The 20,265-nt window shown below is 39.6% G+C and carries 18 protein-coding genes and 1 tRNA gene; 11 read left to right on the top strand and 8 right to left on the bottom strand.

Translation table 11 applies throughout. From position 1 onward, the window contains the following. Window positions 1-493 precede the first annotated feature (493 nt). The 3 genes from GYX91_RS08225 to GYX91_RS08215 form a co-directional block, all read right to left on the bottom strand. On the bottom strand, window positions 494-2,200 hold the full coding sequence (locus GYX91_RS08225) for a formate--tetrahydrofolate ligase (protein WP_174830560.1): 1,707 nt from the start codon (window positions 2,198-2,200) through the stop codon (window positions 494-496). Between the two features lie 186 nt (window positions 2,201-2,386). Beyond that, on the bottom strand, window positions 2,387-3,628 hold the full coding sequence (dcm, locus tag GYX91_RS08220) for a DNA (cytosine-5-)-methyltransferase (RefSeq protein ID WP_041878889.1): 1,242 nt from the start codon (window positions 3,626-3,628) through the stop codon (window positions 2,387-2,389). Window positions 3,629-3,697: 69 nt separating this feature from the next. Further along, on the bottom strand, window positions 3,698-4,417 hold the full coding sequence (locus GYX91_RS08215) for a PmeII family type II restriction endonuclease (RefSeq protein WP_194240754.1): 720 nt from the start codon (window positions 4,415-4,417) through the stop codon (window positions 3,698-3,700). Window positions 4,418-4,803: 386 nt separating this feature from the next. Here GYX91_RS08215 and GYX91_RS08210 point away from each other — a divergent pair, with 386 nt between their 5' ends. From GYX91_RS08210 to GYX91_RS08200, 3 genes are all read left to right on the top strand, one after another. Continuing rightward, entirely contained in the window at window positions 4,804-5,019 is a 216-nt protein-coding gene (locus GYX91_RS08210; protein WP_041878887.1) for a hypothetical protein, read from the top strand. Between the two features lie 403 nt (window positions 5,020-5,422). After that, window positions 5,423-6,586: a sugar transporter gene (locus GYX91_RS08205; RefSeq protein WP_174830559.1), complete on the top strand. Its 1,164-nt coding sequence runs from the start codon at window positions 5,423-5,425 to the stop codon at window positions 6,584-6,586. Between the two features lie 58 nt (window positions 6,587-6,644). Continuing rightward, window positions 6,645-7,700 carry a nucleoid-associated protein gene (locus tag GYX91_RS08200; RefSeq protein WP_202983735.1) on the top strand — a complete coding sequence of 352 codons (1,056 nt, stop codon included), beginning with the start codon at window positions 6,645-6,647 and terminating at the stop codon, window positions 7,698-7,700. Window positions 7,701-8,122: 422 nt separating this feature from the next. On the opposite strand, the gene GYX91_RS11235 is transcribed toward GYX91_RS08200, so the two are convergent. The 4 genes from GYX91_RS11235 to GYX91_RS08180 form a co-directional block, all read right to left on the bottom strand. After that, entirely contained in the window at window positions 8,123-9,709 is a 1,587-nt protein-coding gene (locus tag GYX91_RS11235; protein ID WP_174830558.1) for a phosphoethanolamine transferase, read from the bottom strand. A gap of 316 nt (window positions 9,710-10,025) precedes the next feature. Next, window positions 10,026-10,100: transfer RNA gene (locus tag GYX91_RS08190), tRNA-Arg, on the bottom strand. A gap of 48 nt (window positions 10,101-10,148) precedes the next feature. Then, window positions 10,149-11,123, bottom strand: coding sequence for a polyprenyl synthetase family protein (locus GYX91_RS08185; RefSeq protein ID WP_084547548.1), 975 nt, complete (start codon window positions 11,121-11,123; stop codon window positions 10,149-10,151). 402 nt (window positions 11,124-11,525) lie between these two features. Then, window positions 11,526-11,891, bottom strand: a complete 366-nt coding sequence (locus GYX91_RS08180; protein ID WP_174830557.1) for a serine hydrolase — start codon at window positions 11,889-11,891, stop codon at window positions 11,526-11,528. A 248-nt stretch (window positions 11,892-12,139) separates the two neighbouring features. Here GYX91_RS08180 and rplU point away from each other — a divergent pair, with 248 nt between their 5' ends. The 3 genes from rplU (at window position 12,140) to obgE (ending at window position 14,051) form a co-directional block, all read left to right on the top strand. Further along, entirely contained in the window at window positions 12,140-12,448 is a 309-nt protein-coding gene (gene rplU, locus GYX91_RS08175; protein WP_025331258.1) for a 50S ribosomal protein L21, read from the top strand. 20 nt (window positions 12,449-12,468) lie between these two features. Then, a complete protein-coding gene (rpmA, locus tag GYX91_RS08170) occupies window positions 12,469-12,741 on the top strand; it encodes a 50S ribosomal protein L27 (protein WP_025331257.1) in 273 nt (90 codons plus the stop codon). A 176-nt stretch (window positions 12,742-12,917) separates the two neighbouring features. Then, entirely contained in the window at window positions 12,918-14,051 is a 1,134-nt protein-coding gene (obgE, locus tag GYX91_RS08165; RefSeq protein ID WP_174830556.1) for a GTPase ObgE, read from the top strand. An 88-nt stretch (window positions 14,052-14,139) separates the two neighbouring features. Here the strand turns inward: obgE and GYX91_RS08160 are convergent, their stop codons facing one another. After that, window positions 14,140-14,694, bottom strand: coding sequence for a hypothetical protein (locus GYX91_RS08160; RefSeq protein WP_174830555.1), 555 nt, complete (start codon window positions 14,692-14,694; stop codon window positions 14,140-14,142). 322 nt (window positions 14,695-15,016) lie between these two features. Here GYX91_RS08160 and GYX91_RS08155 point away from each other — a divergent pair, with 322 nt between their 5' ends. The 5 genes from GYX91_RS08155 to pssA all read left to right on the top strand — a co-directional run bounded on the left by GYX91_RS08155 (window position 15,017) and on the right by pssA (window position 20,204). Beyond that, window positions 15,017-15,526 carry a HugZ family protein gene (locus tag GYX91_RS08155; RefSeq protein ID WP_037392667.1) on the top strand — a complete coding sequence of 170 codons (510 nt, stop codon included), beginning with the start codon at window positions 15,017-15,019 and terminating at the stop codon, window positions 15,524-15,526. 86 nt (window positions 15,527-15,612) lie between these two features. Then, entirely contained in the window at window positions 15,613-17,142 is a 1,530-nt protein-coding gene (ubiB, locus tag GYX91_RS08150; RefSeq protein ID WP_037392666.1) for a ubiquinone biosynthesis regulatory protein kinase UbiB, read from the top strand. Between the two features lie 237 nt (window positions 17,143-17,379). After that, on the top strand, window positions 17,380-18,141 hold the full coding sequence (locus tag GYX91_RS08145) for a phosphatidylserine decarboxylase (protein ID WP_041878867.1): 762 nt from the start codon (window positions 17,380-17,382) through the stop codon (window positions 18,139-18,141). 74 nt (window positions 18,142-18,215) lie between these two features. Beyond that, window positions 18,216-19,394 (top strand): GTPase HflX, encoded by a 1,179-nt coding sequence (gene hflX / locus GYX91_RS08140; protein WP_174830591.1) that lies wholly within the window; start codon window positions 18,216-18,218, stop codon window positions 19,392-19,394. A gap of 27 nt (window positions 19,395-19,421) precedes the next feature. After that, a complete protein-coding gene (gene pssA / locus GYX91_RS08135; RefSeq protein ID WP_041878862.1) occupies window positions 19,422-20,204 on the top strand; it encodes a CDP-diacylglycerol--serine O-phosphatidyltransferase in 783 nt (260 codons plus the stop codon). The last annotated feature ends 61 nt before the right edge of the window (window positions 20,205-20,265 follow it).

Below are 20,265 nucleotides of genomic sequence, written 5' to 3'. Positions count from 1 at the left end.
AAACACAACAGACATACGGAAATCTGAATTGTGGCTTACCGGTTAGACTTATCAGAATAATCGGTAAGCTTTTTATAATTTTAGATTAAAAAAAGCACATTGAAAATACATTTGTAATATAAAACTTAAAAAGTATTAATTTAAATGATAAATTACACTTAATAATTTAAAGTATAGATAAATTAATTAACTTTTAAATTTATATTTAATGATTTTCAACTTTAAAATTAATAATAACAACTATAGTTTATAATCTAAACATAAATAATAATCAGAACAATACCATATAAGCCGCGCTGAATTAATCTTAACCTTATAATCGGTATTGCAGCCAGATTTTGGCCATAAGCCATAATCTTTATCCAAGGCTCAGATGTTCATGGCTGCTGAATTCAGACTAATATACATAAAAATGCCACAAAAGCATAAAACTCTTGTGGCATAAGCATGAATTGTCACTCAGCCGGCAACCGACCGGCGGCTCTGTTAAATTTTAATGTAAACCGACAATATTACCTTCAGCATCAATATCAATCTGTTGATAAGCAGGCAGAGTACCCAGCCCCGGCATAGTCATCACATTACCCGCATATACACGGATAAAGCCCGCACCGGCTGATACCTGTAAACGGGCAATTTCAACATCAAAATTTGTCGGAACATTTTTCAGATTCGGGTCTGCACTGATAGATAATGGTGTTTTCACCATGCATAACGGTAAATGATCAAGCTTAAGCTCTTTGATTTCTTCAATATTCTGCAAAGCCTGTGCCGACAGATTAGCCTGACGCGCGCCGTATTTCTTCACCATGGTCTGAATTTTTTCCGGCAGCGGCATATTGTCAGCATAGGGCAGATTAACCGAATTTTCCTGATTGCAGGCAGCGACTACATGCTGAGCCAGAGCCTGAGTGCCCGCACCACCCTGAGTAAACGCATCACTGATTTCACATGCGCAGGCACCGTGTTCCAGCGCATACTGGCGTACAAAATCCAGCTCTTCCTGATGGTCGTACGGGAAGCGGTTAATAGCCACAATCACAGGCAGGCCATAGCTTTTCGCATTCTGAATGTGCCAGCCCAGATTAGCACTGCCTTCAGCCAGCAGCTCAACATTACACTGAGTAACTTCTGCCGGTAACGGCTGACCCGGCTTAATATTAAACCGGCCGCTATTCGATTTCAGACTGCGTACCGTGGCTACCAATACAATGCATGAAGGCGCCACACCTGTCTGGCGATATTTAATATTAAAGAATTTCTCCATGCCCATATCAGAGCCGAAACCAGCTTCTGTTACCACATAATCCGCCACTTGCAGACCGACCATATCCGCCAGCACCGAAGAATTACCATGGGCAATATTGGCAAACGGTCCGGCATGAATCAGTACAGGGGTCTGTTCTGCCGTCTGCATCAGATTCGGATTAATCGCATCTTTCAATAACACCGTCATCGCACCGGCTACCTGAAGTTTTTCTGCCGTAACCGGATTGCCCTGAGTATCATAAGCCAGAATAATCCGCCCGATACGCTGGCGCATATCCTGTAAATCCGTCGCCAGAGCCAGAATCGCCATTAATTCGGACGCAGCAGAAATCTCAAACCCGTCTTCACGCTCCACACCATTAACACCACCGCCCACACCTACTTTAATCCGGCGCAATGCACGATCGTTGTGGTCGATTACCCGTTTCCAGACAATCCGGTTTTTATCAATATTCAGCCGCGACAGCTTGGTTTGTGCCGTAAACTCCTCGCCCAGATGTTCTTCATGGTATAAGCGTGCATCCAGTGCCGCAGAAGCCAGATCATGAGCCGCAGTAATAGCGTGAATATCACCGGTTAAATGCAGATTCAGCTTTTCCATCGGCAAAACCTGTGCCTTACCGCCGCCGGCTGCACCGCCTTTTACCCCGAATACCGGCCCCAGACTGGGCTGGCGGATACAGGCAATCGCTTTCTTACCGATAAAGTTCAGCCCCTGACTCAGCCCGATGGTGGTTACTGTTTTACCTTCTCCCAGCGGTGTCGGCGTAATAGCAGACACCAGCACCAGCTTACCCTGTTTGCTATCCGGCTGAATCACCCTTAAATCTACTTTGGCTACCTCATGGCCGTAAGGAATAAGGTATTGTTCAGGAATGCTGCTGTTGCGGGCAATTTCGGTGATGGGGAGTAGTGTTGGGCTAGAAGCCATATGAAATTTCCTTGTTTTTGAATTTAATACTTCATTGTTAACTATGTGTAATAAAAGTTTTATTTTTATAGAAAATAAAATTATTTAATTTATATATGCATATATTTATTTCATTCATTAAAAAAATTATTGTAACAATTGAAGTTATTTCGAAATAAAGCTTGAAATAATTAAATTAAAGATTTTTTAATTTAATGTATTATCAATATCATTTAAAAGTTTAATTAATGAACGTCCAACAGCATAAGCTAAATTTATAGGGACAGCATTGCCAATTTGTTTATATTGATTACTTAATGATCCTGCAAATTGCCAGTTATCTGGAAATGTTTGTATTCTTGCATATTCCCTGATAGTAAGTGGTCTTGTTTCATCAGGATGACAACGTTCTGTTTGTTTTTGTGCTGGAGAACAGGTGAGTGTTAATGATGGTTCGTTCCATGCTAAACGACGCGCCATTCCGGTTTTTCCCCCACCTAGAAAAAAGCTTTTCTTCATATACTCACGTTGCAAATTCTCAGGAAGATCTTTCCAATATCCGCCTTCTGGAACAAAACTTAATATTTCAGCTTTACGTTTTGGATATTTGGCTCCAACTGTTACTGGTACGTCGCAATCATATAAATCTCCCTTCTTTAGCGCATCTATTAATGTCATTATTCTATTATATGGAGAAGGCCAGTTATATTTCACTTTATCAGCTATATCTTTTCGTATTCCTATTAAAAAAAGTCTTTCTCTTTTTTGTGGGACTTGATAAAAGATGGCTTTAAGTATTCTAGGTTCAACAAGAACATACCCAATATCATTAATAATTCTTTTAATTGTATTAAGCGTTTTACCGTTATCATGATTAAGTAAACCTTTAACATTTTCTGCTAAAAAAACTTTAGGTTTAATTTCATCAATAGCTCTTGCAAATGCAAAAAAAAGAGTCCCTCTAGCATCCTCAAAACCTCGTTTTTGCCCGGCATAAGAAAATGCTTGACATGGAAATCCACCTGAAACTATATCAATTGAATTATGATATTTTTGGAAATCAATTTTATTAATATCTCCTTCTATAATATTCCATTTAGGGCGATTTATGCGTAGAGTTTGACAAGCGAATTTATCTAATTCACTTAATAACACCGTATTAAAACCGGCTTTTTCCATTCCTATTGCTAAACCACCTGCACCCGCAAATAGTTCAATTAAATTATACTTTTTTTGAGGTTTAATTTTTAACTCATCTTCCCACGCACTATTAAATAATAATTGAGCTTCTTCAAATTGTTCTAATTGTGAACGATGGTAAAGTCTATAATTATTCTCATCATTTCTTGATGGTACTAACTTACCACTTTTATCCCAGCGTCGAAGTGTTTCTTTTGATGTACTAAGAATATCAGCAACTTGTGCAATAGTATAAAAATCAGGAATCATTGTTTACTTAATATATATAAGATTACTCATGGTTATCAATTTATATTAGTAAATTTGGACTGTCAAACCTTATTCATGGTTATTTAAATTCTGTATTTTTTCTGATTTGGCCAATTCTGAAATTATATTTTGTAATTCTTGACCATAATTGGCTTCACAAGCAACCGAATCTATTGCATTTATTAGATCATTATAAAAATCTTTATCACCAGTCAGTCTATACCAAAATTCTTTTCCTATAATTACAGGATAATGATGTTTTTTTGTGATATTTTTATAATGTGTGCTTAGATCTGATTCTTCACCATAAATAACACCAATAACCATATCATCAAAACTGATTCGCTTTCGATTTTGTTTTGCCAAATTAATGACATCTTTAAAATGATTTGCAATAGTTTCAACATCATCTTTATTAATTGTATTTGGTCCGGCTTTTAGTTGGCAATATTTCCATTCTTTGTCGACTTGATCCATAAATTCAATATCAATTCCTGGGATAACACTACCAAATCCTTCTAAAACAGTACTTGTAAATGTTTGCATATTTGTTCCAAATGATGTGTTTATTGATGTGCCTAAAGCTCTTGGTAACACAAGTGCCTTAGCTATACTTTCTGGATTGGAATTTCCTGTTAGAAAATGTGCCAGATACTTACCTAAAAATGGATTGATTATAAAATTTTTTGGATTAGCTAATTTTTTAGTATTTTTAATATGATTTTGAGCAATAGAGTTTTTAAACCATTGTTTTGCTTTTTGTAAAATATCATTTTTATCGATAATCAATTCTTTAACTCCCTATACTTTTATATACGAAAAATAAAATACAGTATCAAATATTATAAAAAAATAATTATAATAAAATTTTTATAAATTAAATAATTTATATTACCTAATATTTTCATATTATTGATAGAAAGATTTTAATTAAGAAGTGGTTAAAGATTGAATAAATAAATGCATTATATTCATTTAGGTAAAATAGAAAATTTAGTGATTCATGATGTCGGGTCGGTAACAAAAGTATTGCGGATGGTATACGGATGTTTGATGAGTTAAGTAATTAGAAAAATGTAGAAGAATCATTTAATAAGTTAATTACTTCCAATTTTAAATTTGATAAATCTACCATTTAAAATATTATTTTAAAAATATCGAAATCTTGAAAGTAAATGACACAAACAAGCAAAAACATCAACCTTGAAGATGAAATAATTTTGTCGAAGTTTGAACAACAATGTCGTCAGAAACTATTAGATGAAGATTTTTACCATTACTTTCGAAAAAGGCTTACTAAACTAATTGGTCTGATTGATGGTGATAAGAAAAAAGTTGATTACGCTGAGTTTAATGTAGAACTGAAATATCAACAAGTTAGTTTAGATTAAGTAGTAGGAAAAAGTTGTGGTGAGTTATTTGATAGGCTGAAACATATTATAAAACTAATTAAGAGCTCAAATGATTATACGGACAAATATAATCTTGCCAATCCAGATAGTGAAATGAGGAATATTAAATTAAGGAAATACTTTACAGCTAAACACTGCTAACCTTACTAGGTTTAAGTATTTTGTTAATTCCTTTATTGATTCAATAGTTATTGACAACAAAATTTGTTTCCAACAATTTTAATAAATTATGTATTACTAAGTGACTAGGATAAATTACTGAATTTTAATTAATTGATAAGTTGATTGCTGGTGTTAATGCTAGCATACCAATTGAGCTTTTAAAGGTTACTCTCCAGTTATAATTACCAACAATTAATTTATCCCGTCGTTAAGTAAAATCATGAACAATGCTAAAAAGCGCTCTCAGATATGGTCGTCGATTCTTTGTTTAGCTTTTGCCGGATTTATTTTCAATACCACCGAATTTGTACCGGTTGGTTTACTGCCTAATATTGCAGAAAGCTTTTCGATGGATGTCGCTCATGCAGGGTTATTATTAACGATATATGCATGGGCAGTATCATTACTATCCTTACCCTTAACCGTATTAACATCCAGAATGGAGCGTCGCAAGCTCCTTATTTTGCTGTTTTGTTTATTTATCGGCAGCCACTTATTAGCTGGTTTTGCCTGGAATTTTTATAGCTTAATGACAGCTCGTATTGGTATCGCTTGTGCACATGCTGTATTTTGGGCTATTACCACGCCTTTAGCTGTTCAATTGGCGCCGAATGGCAAAAAAGCCAAAGCGATGAGTTTTATCGTAGTTGGCACATCAATGGCAACGGTGCTCGGTATTCCTATTGGTACCAAAATAGGGGAATTAGTCGGTTGGCGTGTAACATTTTTATGTATTGGTGGCATTGCCTTTGGTATTTTAGTTTTATTGATTTATTTACTTCCTAAAGTTCCTAGTATAAATACTATTTCAATCAAAAATCTGCCAAAAGTGTTAAAACGCCCGGCCTTACTCAATATTTACTTATTAACGGCTATTATTATCACAGGACATTTTACTGCCTATACTTACATCACACCATTTATGATGAAAGTAGGCGGATTCAGTCAGGAAATTGTTGTCCATCTCTTATTGGTTATTGGATTTTCGGGCATGATTGGTAGTGTTATTTTTACTCGATACGCAAGTAAATATCCGACAGCGATATTAGTTGTCCCCGTGATATTATTGACGGCGTGCTTATTATCACTCTATTTTAGCTCCTTTAGTCTCTACACCGCGATGATACAAGGCGTGATATGGGGATTAGCCATTACCATTATTGGTATGGTCATGCAAAGTAAAGTGATCGATGCAGCGCCCGATGCGACTGACATTGCCACGTCTGTTTATTCAGGCATTTATAATATAGGTATCGGTGGAGGAGCCTTTGTCGGCAGCCAGGTATTAGTGAAACTGTCAACTCATTATATTGGATTGGTTGGTGCTATTTTTGTTCTCCTCGCGTTAATACTTTTTTTCTTGTTATCCAGAAAAGCTTGGTAAAAAGCAAATAAGCGCAGGTGTAACCAGCGTTTATTAATTTTGTTTATTGATTATAAAAATGTTTGAATCTATGCCGAAATTTGTTCTTGGAAATATTAGTAGATTAATCATACACAGTATTGGCAACAAAAGTACTGCGGATGGTGTGCGGCTGTGTGATAAATTAAGTAATTATGAAAATGTGGAAGAAACACTTAATAAATTGATTACTTCCAATTTTAAATTTGATGAGTTGTATCAGTTTCATTTTTTTCCTGATTTAGAGCTCAATCCGGTTTATACCATTATCAAAGCCATGTTTGAGCATACAGATATTGATGATTTTATTAATCAGTCTAAAAATATGGGGCGTTATCTGTATGAAAAAAGTAATCATCCGCAAATTAAGCCCGGTGAATTGGGTGTATTTTATCTTGCGGACTGTACGGTAGATGATGAAGTAGTGGATTGTATTGGTATTTTTAAATCAGAAAATAAGCAGAGAATTCTGAAAGTTGAAGACCGGCAGAATGGTTATGATTTAGCTGATATTGAAGGATTAAGCATTCAGAAACTGGATAAAGGCTGTCTGATTTTTAATCTGCATTCAGAGCAGGGCTATCTGGTTGCTGTTGTAGATAATACCAACAAACATGCAGAGGCCAAATACTGGACTGAAGATTTTTTAAGTATCAGACCTGTTAATAATGAATATCATCAGACTACTCAGATTATGGAAACAGCCAAGCAATTTATTGCTCAGACCATGGATACTGATGATGAGGCGAGTAAATCAGAAAAAATCGGTTTGCTGAATAGGTCTGTTGATTACTTTAAAAATAATGAGCAGTTTGATTTGCAGGAATTTGAGCAGCGGGTTTTTGCAAATGATGATCTGATTCAGCAATATCAGGATTTCAGCCAGAATTATGCTCAGGAAAATCAATTAGAACAGGTTAAAAGCTTTGCTATTTCTCCCAAAGCGGTAAAAAAGCAGGAGAAATATTTTAAAAGCGTGGTGAAGCTGGATAAAAATTTTCATATCTATATTCACGGCGGTAAAGATATGATTGAAAAAGGGCGGGATGAAGACGGGCGTAAGTTTTATAAAATTTATTACCAGCAGGAAAAATAGTAAACCTAACTTATTCAGTATTTTGGATTGTCTGCAAAATAGAATGACGATAAGTCTGACAAAATAATGTCAGACTTATCGTGTTTGTTTACAAAGAGAATAACTCTCTAATAAAAATTTGTTTACCAAAAATATTACTAAGCGTGAAATAAGTATATTGATAAAATTATTAAAAAATTTATTGTAGTAAGAGTGATTTTACTCTTATCAGCCTGCAACTTAATATAAGTCTATGCAGAAAGTGGTTTCTAGCCAATGAAAACAAAAGCTGGTTTCTGTAATATAAATCTTCGAATCTAGCAGAAAATACAGCTATTTTTATAGCAGAATAAATTTATTTAAAATTTTTAATCAATAAACTCCTATGACTGTATAACTAAATAATTAGCGATATTAATACATCCGTGAATGGAACTTATTTATTATTGATGTTTTATATTTACACTAGCCGAATCAACTGCAATATCAGTTATGGGAGGCTGATTTTTTACTAAATCAGAAAAACGTCTGTATTTTTTCCAGTAAATAATTGGATTTGAGTTATCCGGAAGTTTATCAGCATAATGGAAGGTATAATTCTCATTCGTTATATTTGTTTTTATATTAATGAAAGTAGAGTACAAATCAATTAGATTTAATCCGCTAATCACTTTTTTTACCAGAATATGTTTTTTTTCATCCGGAGCTAAATAAAACAATGGTACTTGGTATTCTTGTAATAAACCACCCAGATCATGAAAAATACGATCTGGTTCAACCGATAATCCGTGATCTGAAAAATACATTAATTTATATTTTTTTCCTTTCATAAGTTCTGTAAGTTTTTTTATAAATAAATCTAATTTTTCAATGCTTGCCACATAGCAGCCAGCTTGATTATTCAATTTAAAATTTGATTTAAAATCATTAATTTGCGAGCATATTGGTTCATGAGAGCCCATCATATGCACAAAAACTACTTTTTTGTTACTGTTTTTGTTTATTACTTCCGAAACAATGGGTAACATATGATCATCATCATTAAAGCTAGTATAGTATGGACCTTTTTTTAAAAATTTGGATTTATCAGTTGTACCAGCTAATGCAGAAAAAATATTATCTCCATATTCACTTGTGCCCTGATTGCTAACCCAGTAAGTCTCATACCCGGATTTTTTTGCTAAGGAAACGAAATTAATTTCCCAGTCAATCTTATTTTTCTCAGGATAAGCTTTAAATAAAGTTCTAGTTAAGGATTGTTCTGTATTCGGACCAGCAGCCACTAATCCATCAATAAAAATTCCATTAGCTGTATTTAAAAAAGGAGTAGTATTGAGAGGGTAGCCATATACGGATAAATAATCTTTTCGTACAGATTCACCGATTACGACTAAAAATATTTCTGTATTATCATCTTCATTTAACCGACTTACCCGTATATTGTTATTATTACTGCCAATATATTTTTTCATTTCTTCATGTATTGAATTTATTTCTTGATATGCAGATATGACATTTTTTAAAAATGCGCTATTATTTACTCCCAGGTGCTGATAAGAAATGCCGAGTAAAGTTATTATATAAAAGAATATAAAGCTCATTACTGAGACAAATTGTGAAATTTTATTTTTCTTAATTTTTTGTGTTTTTATAATTTTATTTAAATAATAAATTAAACCTTGAATAAATATAAATACTACAGTAATTAAAATTTGCTGTTTGACAGCCATGAGATAACCAATAATTTCAAGTTTATTAGTTTGTAATAGTGGCATTAATAAATCAGCTGTTGGTTTGCCGTAATTTATCCCTGTAGGAAAATAAAATGATAATACGGAAAACGTAACTAACAGACTTATTAAAGTAAATTTATTTGCCGAACTTAATATGTAACAACCTAAGAATAATAAACCAGTAGAAATAACTGTATGATCAAAATCATAGTAATAACCTAAACCATATATAAGAGCTATAGTAGATATAATATATAAAATAGGTAATAAAACTAAGGCTGTTTTTCTGGTTATCACTCACATACCCCAATTATTTATTTAAAGCAGCTAGGTAAGAAATTTTGCTATGTGCTTAAATAGTTTATTGATTTGTATTATGAAATTAATATTTGATTTCGCTAAGCTGTTAATATTGGTTCTTGATGATAAATTCTTTCATCATATTAGAAATATTATAATAAAGTTTTAGGTATAGTTCTCCAGTTTTAAATGAATCATAATCCATTTGTTAATAAGCGATTTGTAAATAGCACATTGATAATATATATAAACACAGAGTAGAGATGATATTTTTTAATGTGTCTGTATCTAAGATGTATAAATAACAATTCTTTGGTCCCGCCGACAGGAATCGAACCTGTATCGCACGCTTAGGAGGCATGTGTTCTATCCGTTGAACTACGGCGAGACTTTTTAAAAACAGGGCTATGGCTGAAATTTGCCATAGCCCGCTATTTTAAGAGATTCGGGCTAAAGATGCCAAGGCTAAATCTCGCATAGCCTGGGTGGTTTCATTAACCGGTAACTCATTCAGGCAGTTAATTGCGGCATCTACGGCTTTTTTTGCTTGCATAGTGCAATAAGCCAGTGCATCAGAGTTGATTACGTGATCGTGAATTTTGTTGAAATAGCTGCGGTCGGCGTGTTCTAGAGCATGGCGTACATCGGCTTTGGCCGCAGCACTGCCCTGATTAAGCAGGTAAATCAGCGGCAGGGTAGGTTTGCCCTCAGCCAGATCGTCGCCGACATTTTTACCAATGGTTTCTACATCACCAGCGTAATCCAGTACATCATCGATAATCTGGAAAGCTGAACCCAGATATGTACCGTAATTTTTTAAAGCCAGTTCCTGTTGTTCTGTAGCCTTGGCAAGTATGGCACCTACCTGTGCCGCTGCCTGAAAGAGTTTGGCGGTTTTGTATTCGATTACTTGTAAATACTGTTCTTCAGTAACATCAATATTACCAATATTCATCAGCTGCATGACTTCACCTTCAGCAATGATATTGGTGGCTTCTGCCATCACTTTGAGAATACGGAGGCTGCCGGAGCCAACCATCAGCTGGAAGGCTCGTGTGTAGAGAAAATCGCCCACCAATACAGCAGCGGCATTGCCAAACAGATTGTTCGCAGTTTCCCGGCCGCGGCGCAGGTCGCTTTCATCCACTACATCGTCGTGCAGCAATGTAGAGGTATGGATAAATTCCACCATGGCGGCCAGTGAAAAAAGAGGGTCTTCTGTATAGCCCAGAGCTTTGCCGGCAAGGATGGTAATTATCGGGCGCAGGCGTTTACCGCCGGCACTGATAATATACTGGCCTATTTGTGAAATCAGGACAACTTCGGATTCAACAGCACGGTTGATTACCGCATTAACACGGTTTAAGTCTTCAGGCAGGTGTTTCTGGAAATAAGGCAGGTTCTCAAGCATGTGTTTAGTGTTTCTGCAACTGGTAATGATGATGTGTTTTAGCCATGTGTCCCCGAAACTGCCGGGCACTTTTGTGTATTATTATACTTGAAATTCATTTGGGAAATGAGAAAAGTTAGATTGGGTTAATAAAGATGCAATTGTGAATCGGTTAGGTAAATTATGCTGATATATACACAGGCCGGAACAGAAATTCTATGCTCAAAGCGGTGCATCCGTCAGAAATGGTAGTATATCCGGCAGCTGGTTAGCAGTTATGCTGCAATACTTGTAAAGTATTTTTGTGTGTTTGTACGGTAGACCGGAGAGCAAATTTTATGACAATGAATAATTCAGCTCAAGTCTGGGTATGGTAAATTATTAATATAAATCAGTTATGTAGTACTTCGCCATTTTATCCATTCATTTAGCGGAACTTAAAGCATTATTTAAAGAAGTTAATGCTAAAATAAATTGCATAAAATCAGGTGGATTACCAACCGTGCCGGAACTGCCTGAATGATAGGTTTCAGGATTAAATATGCGTTTCGGATTATAGGATAAAATCCAGTTATTCCAAGATTCATCTAATTGCATGCAATAAGGGCTTGGCATGGGGAGTGGCTGCGATAAAGCATTATGATAGTGAGTAACCGGTTGGTGATTATCCGGTAAGGTAAAACCGGTATTTGTCATATTTAAGGGAATGGTTATGCTGTTTTTTATTATTTCCTCTAATGATTGTTGAGTGACAGCAGTTAATACGCCATCTAAGACATCTAATGTCATAGTTTGAGCGGCTTGCTTTGGCTGTAACCAGTCTGTGAATGTAACGGGTCTTGCATATGCCCGGCGACACTATAAATAGCTTTCGGCAGGGCTTAATTTTTAATTGACTTAACTAATCTGAGCTATATATGCCATGAGATATTTATTATTGTTTTGACAGTAAAATCATGCGTTGATATAATCGCGAATTCCGTTTTTTGCGGAAATTTAATTTTTGTTTTTTAATTGAATTCCTATTGGAGTTGAGTATGTACGCGGTCGTAAAAACCGGCGGTAAACAATATAAAGTTGCCGTTGGCGAAAAATTAAAAGTAGAACAGATACCAGCAGAACTCGACAGCCAGATCGAACTGAATGAAGTTTTGATGATTGCTGACGGTGAAGCGGTGAAAGTGGGCACGCCTTTTATTGAGGGCGCTAAAGTAACCGCTAAAGTGGTTGCACATGGCCGTCACGATAAAGTACGTATTTTCAAAATGCGTCGTCGTAAACACTATCAGAAACGTCAGGGTCACCGCCAGAATTTTACCCAGATTGAAATCGTGGCGATTGCCTAATTGAGTGAAGGAATAACAGAATGGCACACAAAAAAGCAGGCGGTAGCTCCCGCAACGGTCGTGATTCAGAAGCCAAACGCCTGGGCGTTAAAGCCTTTGGTAATGAGCTGATTCCGGCTGGTTCAATTATTGTTCGTCAGCGCGGTACCCGTTTTCACGCGGGTGAAAATGTAGGTATGGGTAAAGACCACACTCTGTTCGCTAAAGTGGATGGTTATGTGGAATTTGCCGTTAAGGGCGCGCTGAACCGTAAAACCGTAAGTGTGCGTCCGTATACCGGCGCAGACGAGTAAGTTTTTACTGATGTTAAGCCCTGCCTTGTCTGGCAGGGCTTTTTTGTTATCAGGTCAGCTGGTGTGAAGAGGCAGCACAGATATTCTGTACTTTGGCTATAATCATGCTATGAGGTGTTCACAAGGGTATTACTGAGACTGGTTGCCCGGCATAAATATTGCAAACTGAGAATGATATGAAGTTTATTGATGAAGCAAAAATCGAGGTAGTTGCCGGCCGCGGCGGCAATGGTGCGGCCAGCTTCCGCCGCGAAAAATTTGTGCCTAAGGGCGGCCCCGATGGCGGTGATGGCGGCAGAGGCGGCAGTGTCTGGGCTGTAGCCGATGAAAATATTAATACCCTGGTGGAGTATCGTTTTGTTAAACGCTATCAGGCTAAAAACGGTGAAAAAGGTCATGGTTCAGACCGTTATGGTCGCGGAGCTGATGATATTGAGTTGAGAATGCCGGTAGGTACGCTGATTCGTGATGTTGATACGGAACAGGTTGTGGCGGATTTAACTCATCATGGTCAGAGGGTATGTCTGGCTAAAGGCGGTAAGGGCGGCTTAGGTAATATTCATTTTAAATCATCAGTAAACCGTGCTCCTAAGCAGGCCACACCCGGTGAAGAAGGTGAGGCGCGCAGTTTGTTGCTGGAGCTAAAAGTACTGGCAGATGTGGGTTTGCTCGGTATGCCGAATGCAGGGAAATCTACGCTGATTAGTGCAGTTTCGGCTGCACGGCCAAAAGTGGCTGATTATCCGTTTACAACGTTGCATCCTAATCTGGGGGTAGTACGCAGTGATGACAATCACAGTTTTGTTATGGCTGATATCCCTGGGTTGATTGAAGGTGCTGCTGAAGGTGCCGGTTTGGGGCACCGGTTTCTGAAACATTTGTCGCGTACCGGTTTGCTGCTGCATGTGGTGGATCTGGCTCCTTTCGATGAAGGTGTGGAACCGGCAGCAGAGGCGCTGGCGATTATTGAAGAGTTACGCCGTTATGATGAGGCTTTGCATGATAAACCGCGTTGGCTGGTGTTGAATAAAATTGATATGCTGGCTGATGATGAGCGTGCCGAACGTGTGGCTCAGTTTCTGGCAGATATTGGCTGGGATTACCCGCAGCCGGATGATCAGTTTGAATTTGATCTGACAACCCCGCGGGTATTTCAAATCAGTGCACTGGCACGTGAGGGTACGCAGGAGCTGGTGCAGACCATACAGCGTTATTTGGATGTGAAGCATGAATTACTGGCAAAACAGCAGGCTGAACAACCTGTTGTGGCGGAAGTGCCGGCTGCAAACGGGTTGATACAGCCGGAATAATTCTGCTATCCGGATAATTGATGTAGCCACCTGTTACAGGTGGCTTTTTTGTATTGGAATGAATCAGAAAATTGATGGTACTGAGAAATTAGTTTGCCCTTTTTCTGACAGTACGTCGACGAATAAAACGATATATCAATTGCAGGAGCAAGACGCTGACTAATGCCAGAACGGCAGCCATTGATATCTGATCTATTGTATATACCGTTGATTTTATCGGTGTGACTGTGCCGGCGGTAGCCTGATAGGTGGCAATGGTAATGCTGCGTGATGTACGCAGGCTGGTTCGTATCAGCTGTTGTTGTGCGTTTTGTTCAATAACTTTATAACTAAAGGTATCGTTATCATTTTTCTGTTTGCTGCCGTCAGGCTTTTTAGCCAGAAAAGTGGTATTGGCCAGTGTGTACTGCTGAACGTAAGAATAGGGCAGGGCAAGAAATGAGCCGTCCGGTTCAAAGGCTGCAATAGTCAGATCGCGGTGCCATGGTTTGTGATTGGCCGCAGTTCTGCTGTCCTGACCGGCAAGCAGGAAAATAAATAAAATAAAGAAGCCGCAAAATAAAATCAGTTTAAGCAGTCGCTGTTTAAACTGACCGGAACGCTTCTGAGGCTGACTGGCTGCCGGATTATGCTGAGTACTCATGTAACTAACCACTGCTGATTGATTAAATTCAGTCTGAATAATGTCTGAAAGGTAATTTTACCTAATTTTTGGCCTGTGAAAGCTTATTATATTGTTATTAATACTCTGATACGGGTAAATAATTACCGATTTTATTGATTTTAATGGCATTCTGATTTGATGATTTATTTGTGTTCATCTTTTTTTCCGTGCCCGGTATGTTTGATAATGATGCCTCGCCGATGATAAATAATGGTATGACGGTCAAATGGAATTTGAATTTTCAGATGGAAATTATTATCATTAATTTTGGTTATTGTTAATCTGATACAGGAATGAGTGTATGAGTGAGCAACAGAATGTCGCTGAGCTTCAGGCTGCTGTAACACGTTTACAGCAATTAAATTCTCTGGTTCTGGCTACGGTAGCACAGGATGGTACCCCTCAGGCAAGCTATGCGCCTTTTGCTGAATATGATGGTTGTCTGTATATCTTATTATCCGGTCTGGCACCGCATACACAGAATTTGCAGCAACAGGAGCAGGCCAGTGTGATGCTGATTGAAGATGAAACTTCGGCACGCAATATTTTTGCCCGTGCCCGGCTGAATTATACGGTATCGGTTACGGTAATTGAAAAAAACACAGCTGATGGCATTGCCGCTTTACAGGCAATGAAAACAAAACTGGGCAATACAGTAGATGTGCTGTCTGAATTGCCGGATTTCATGCTGTTTCGTCTGCAACTGGAAAAGGCTCGCCTTGTAACTGGCTTCGGCCGCGCTTATGTCTTTATGCCGGGTAAGGTTGATGGTGCAATACAGCTGACTGAAAAGAATGCTAAAACAGTGTGATGACGCTGTGCGCAGCGATTGCTCGGTAAAAATGGTTAAAATCCCGTACAATAGTCGTTTTATTCGGACAAACCGGAGCTGCGTGCATGTGGTGTTGGCCTAAACGAATTTGGGTAATTATCCATACGGTGTATGTATATGGTCTGCTGGATCTGGTTCAGCAGCATGTACATCCGTCATGGCTGCAAAGGCTGATACGTTTACTGCCGCGCGGACGCAAATACCGGCAGCTGGATGCAGCGGTACGGTTGCGTCTGGCTTTGGAAAGTCTGGGGCCGATTTTTGTTAAATTTGGTCAGGTATTATCCACCCGGCCGGATTTAATCCCTGCTGATTACGCGCGTGAACTGGCCTTACTGCAGGACAGGGTGCCGCCGTTTGCCAGTGATGTAGCAATCCGGGTGATTGAAACTGAGCTGGGCAGGCCGTTGGCTGAAATTTACGCCCGCTTTAATCCGCAGCCGGTAGCCAGTGCGTCTATCGCTCAGGTTCATGAAGCCTATTTATTCAATGAGGCCGGTGGTATCGGTCAAAAGGTTGCAGTAAAAGTTCTGCGTCCTGACATCGCGCCGGTTATTGATCAGGATTTAGCACTGATGGCTGTAGGAGCGCGCTGGGTAGAATGGCTGTTTGCAGATGGCAAACGCTTAAAGCCACGCGAAGTAGTCGCAGAGTTTAAGAATTATCTGCATGATGAGCTTGATCTGATGCGGGAAGCCGCTAATGCCAGCCTGCTCGGGCGGCAGTTCAGTAAAAGCACTATGCTGATTATTCCGGCTGTTTACTATAATTATTGTGCGCGTCGGGTGCTGACAATTGAATGGATGGACGGTACTCCGGTTGCCAGTACCGATAAGTTGCGTGAAAAGAATATAGATTTGCACCAGCTGGCACGCTATGGGGTAGAAATATTCTTTACTCAGGTATTTGACAACGGTTTTTTCCATGCGGATATGCATCCGGGCAATATTATGGTCGCAGATGACGGCAGGTATATTGCACTGGATTTTGGTATTGTCGGCACGTTAACAGATTATGATAAGCGCTATCTGGCAATTAATTTTTTGGCGTTTTTCAATCGTGATTATCATCGGGTGGCTACTGCGCATGTGGAATCAGGCTGGGTACCGGCAGATACGCGGGTGGAGGAGCTGGAAGCAGCAGTGCGTGCTGTATGTGAACCGATTTTCAATAAACCGCTGGCAGAAATTTCTTTTGGTATGGTGCTGATGCGGTTGTTTGAAACCAGTCGTCGTTTTAATGTAGAAATTCAGCCGCAGCTGGTGCTGCTGCAAAAAACATTACTTAATATAGAGGGGCTGGGAAGACAGCTGGATCCTCAGCTGGATTTATGGGCAACTGCCAAACCGTTTCTCACCCGCTGGATGCATAACCAGATTGGTCTGAAAGCGCTATGGAAAACGCTAAAGCAGGAAGCACCGGACTGGGCGCAAATGCTGCCTGCACTGCCGCGTAAGCTTAATGCCCTTGTAGATGAAAAGCGTCAGCTTGAATGGCGTGATGCCTATATTCATCTGCTGCGTACACAGCGGCAACAGAATTTCTGGCTGGCAGTAATTGCTCTGGTGATGCTGGCAGTTTTTCTCTTTAAATAAAATTTTACTGTGTTTTCAATGTGAAGTTATCGGATATCAGCTTGCGATGCTGAGATGGTAACCGTTATGGTTTAGCTGGTCTTTGGTTAATAATTGTACTGTTTTTATATTGTTCTTATGCTGAAATCTGCTTATAGTTATATGCGGTGCTTTAAGATACGGATTTCGGGTTATAATTTTGTCATTGTTTTAGCTCGCGGTTCATCCGCAGTATCTCATCTGTAAAGGAGTAGCCTTGTGTCGCGTGTGTATCCTTATCCTTTGATTGCTAAGGAAGGCTGGCCGTTTATTATTGGCAGTCTGGTGCTGAGCATATTAACTTTTTTCTGGTGCGGATGGTGGTCGCTGCCTTTATGGGTGCTGACAGCATTTGTGGTGCAGTTTTTTCGTGATCCTGCCCGTGATATTCCTGCAAATCCTGAAGATGTGCTGAGTCCGGCAGACGGACGTATTGTGGTTGTGGAAAAAACTACCGATCCGTACCGTGGTGTGAATGCTCTTAAAATCAGTGTATTTATGAATGTATTCAATGTGCATTCTAACCGCAGCCCTATTGATGGCAAAGTGGAGCGTGTAGATTATTTTAAAGGCAGCTTTCTGAACGCTGCACTGGATAAAGCCAGTGCACAAAATGAACGTAATGCAGTTCTTGCGGTAACCAAAACCGGCCGGCCGGTAACATTTGTACAGGTTGCAGGTCTGGTAGCACGGCGTATTCTGTGCTACGTAAATGCGCATGATTTATTACATCGCGGTGACCGCTATGGTTTTATCCGCTTTGGTTCGCGGGTAGATGTTTATTTGCCGGAAGATGCTACTGCGCTGGTGGCTATTGGTGATAAGGTCAGTGCCAGCAGTACAGTACTGGCAACTTTGCCATTGCAGGCTCCTGATATCAGTGCTGAACCGCAAAGTAATACTGAAGAACATGCAGATCTAGTCACAGAAGCTGCTAATCGGGCAGCAGCTGCCGCACGGCATGTACTGTCTCAGGAATAAAGGCTATTAATTGTTTACAGGCTGTTTGTCCTTTGTAAGGTCAGGCAGCCTGTTGTCGTTTAAACCGGTAAATGATGAGCAGATTTGATAAGACCAATTTATCTGAGCAGCAGCCAGAGCGGGTGCTGCTGGTAGGGGTATTGCTGGATAAGGATTTTCCGGTTGCTGCTGAGCGCCGGACAGTATTGTTTGAGTCGGCACTGGCTGAAGCTGAGGAGCTGGTACGTGCTACCGGAGCAGATTTAGTGGAAGTTGTTCCGTGTAAACGTCAGCAGCCGGACAGTGCATTGTTTGTGGGTAAAGGCAAAGCAGAAGAACTGGCACAAACAGTAGCTGAAGCCGGGATTGATCTGGTGGTCTTTAACCATGCGCTAACGCCTACGCAGGAGCGTAATCTTGAAAGGCTGCTCCAGTGCCGGGTATTGGATCGGGTTGGCCTGATTCTCGCTATCTTTGCCCGGCGTGCACAAAGTCAGGAGGGGCGCTTGCAGGTGGAGCTGGCTCAGCTGGTTCATTTATCCAGCCGGCTGGTGCGTGGTTATGGTCATTTGCAGAGCCAGAGAGGCGGTATTGGTTTACGCGGCCCAGGTGAGACACGTCTGGAAACTGACCGCCGTCTGATCAGGCAGAAAATTACCCGTCTGCGCCAGCAATTGCAGCAGGTGCGCCGGCAGCGGGCAACTCAGCGTAAAAGTCGGTATCAGGGTACACTGCCGGTCTTTGCGCTGGTGGGCTATACCAATGTAGGCAAATCCAGTCTGTTTAACCGTTTAACCAAAGCTCAGGTCATGGCAGAAGACCAGCTGTTTGCCACCCTGGATAATACAGTGCGCCGTTTGTATCTGAATGACCAGACCAGTGTTTTATTATCCGATACAGTCGGTTTTATTCGCGATTTACCGCACGGACTGGTAGCTGCTTTTGCGGCGACACTGGAAGAAACTGCGCTGGCTGATGTACTTCTGCATGTGGTGGATATTACCCATCCGGAATTTGAGCGGCAAATAGATGCTGTGAATACGGTATTACAGGAAATTGATGCAGAAAACATACCGCAGCTGATTATTTATAATAAAATTGATAAATTGTCTGCTGAACAAAGAATGCAGGGAATTGTGCGTGATATACATGGTCGTCCGCAGGCTGTTTATATATCGGTACAGGATGGCAGCGGACTGGATGATTTACGTACAGCTATGATAGAAATGGCAGGTATGAAATATGCACAACATAATAAACAGGATGAGTATTAATATTGCCTGTTGAGGATTTAGCTGAATATGACTCAAGAAAAAAATGATGTAATTAAACCAAATCGCCCCCATCGTCCGAACCGGCGCCGCCGGCTGCGTGATAACAGTATTTATTTGTTGCCTAATGCATTTACACTGGCGGCACTGTTTGCCGCTTTTTATGCCATTACTCAGTCGATGCATGGTCATTATGAAGTTGCAGCAATTGCGGTATTTATTTCTATGCTGCTGGATGGCATGGACGGTCGGGTTGCCCGTCTGACTAACAGTCAGAGTGCTTTTGGTGAACAGCTCGACAGTCTGGCTGATATGGTAAGTTTCGGGGTGGCACCTGCCTTGATTGCGTATAAATGGCAGTTATTTCATTTTGGTAAAATTGGTTACTCGGTAGCATTTATTTATTGTGCCTGTGCGGCCTTGCGGCTGGCATTGTTCAATACTCTGATTGGTAAAGTAAGTAAGAAATGGTTTATCGGAATTCCCAGCCCGACGGCAGCTGCACTGGTAATCGGCTTAATCTGGGTAAGCCATACTTTTCAGGGTTTACCTCATGTAGACTGGCTATGCCTGATTATTACTCTGTTTGGCGGTTTATCCATGGTGGTTCAGATACCTTTCTGGTCATTCAAGGAAATCAATGCTTATCGTAAAGTACCTTTTTTTGTAATGATTCTGGCTGTTATTGGCTTACTGGTAGTGACATGGGAACCATCAGTAGTACTGTTTGCCTTTTTCCTGCTCTATAGTTTGTCCGGTTATGTGATGTTTATCTGGCGCGTGCTGACTAAACGCAAATTTCAGCCAGAATAATGATGAGCACTTTCTATTGCTGAAAAAAATAAGCTGATATATTGATTAAAGGAGAATAGTA

The sequence above is a fragment of the Snodgrassella sp. ESL0304 genome (assembly GCF_013344995.1).
GTDB classification, from domain to species: Bacteria; Pseudomonadota; Gammaproteobacteria; order Burkholderiales; family Neisseriaceae; genus Snodgrassella; species Snodgrassella alvi.
The sequence above is the reverse complement of the archived record's forward strand: the minus strand, read 5'-3'. Positions and strand labels throughout refer to the sequence as shown.

Coding starts and splice junctions, on each gene's coding strand:
- pssA (WP_041878862.1), top strand. CDS start 19,422: ATGACTCAAGAAAAAAATGATGTAATTAAACCAAATCGCCCCCATCGT.
- GYX91_RS08185 (WP_084547548.1), bottom strand. CDS start 11,123: ATGCTTGAGAACCTGCCTTATTTCCAGAAACACCTGCCTGAAGACTTA.
- GYX91_RS08160 (WP_174830555.1), bottom strand. CDS start 14,694: ATGAGTACTCAGCATAATCCGGCAGCCAGTCAGCCTCAGAAGCGTTCC.
- GYX91_RS08225 (WP_174830560.1), bottom strand. CDS start 2,200: ATGGCTTCTAGCCCAACACTACTCCCCATCACCGAAATTGCCCGCAAC.
- dcm (WP_041878889.1), bottom strand. CDS start 3,628: ATGATTCCTGATTTTTATACTATTGCACAAGTTGCTGATATTCTTAGT.
- GYX91_RS08210 (WP_041878887.1), top strand. CDS start 4,804: ATGACACAAACAAGCAAAAACATCAACCTTGAAGATGAAATAATTTTG.
- rpmA (WP_025331257.1), top strand. CDS start 12,469: ATGGCACACAAAAAAGCAGGCGGTAGCTCCCGCAACGGTCGTGATTCA.
- rplU (WP_025331258.1), top strand. CDS start 12,140: ATGTACGCGGTCGTAAAAACCGGCGGTAAACAATATAAAGTTGCCGTT.
- GYX91_RS08180 (WP_174830557.1), bottom strand. CDS start 11,891: ATGACATTAGATGTCTTAGATGGCGTATTAACTGCTGTCACTCAACAA.
- hflX (WP_174830591.1), top strand. CDS start 18,216: ATGAGCAGATTTGATAAGACCAATTTATCTGAGCAGCAGCCAGAGCGG.
- GYX91_RS08155 (WP_037392667.1), top strand. CDS start 15,017: ATGAGTGAGCAACAGAATGTCGCTGAGCTTCAGGCTGCTGTAACACGT.
- ubiB (WP_037392666.1), top strand. CDS start 15,613: ATGTGGTGTTGGCCTAAACGAATTTGGGTAATTATCCATACGGTGTAT.
- GYX91_RS08200 (WP_202983735.1), top strand. CDS start 6,645: ATGTTTGAATCTATGCCGAAATTTGTTCTTGGAAATATTAGTAGATTA.
- GYX91_RS08205 (WP_174830559.1), top strand. CDS start 5,423: ATGAACAATGCTAAAAAGCGCTCTCAGATATGGTCGTCGATTCTTTGT.
- obgE (WP_174830556.1), top strand. CDS start 12,918: ATGAAGTTTATTGATGAAGCAAAAATCGAGGTAGTTGCCGGCCGCGGC.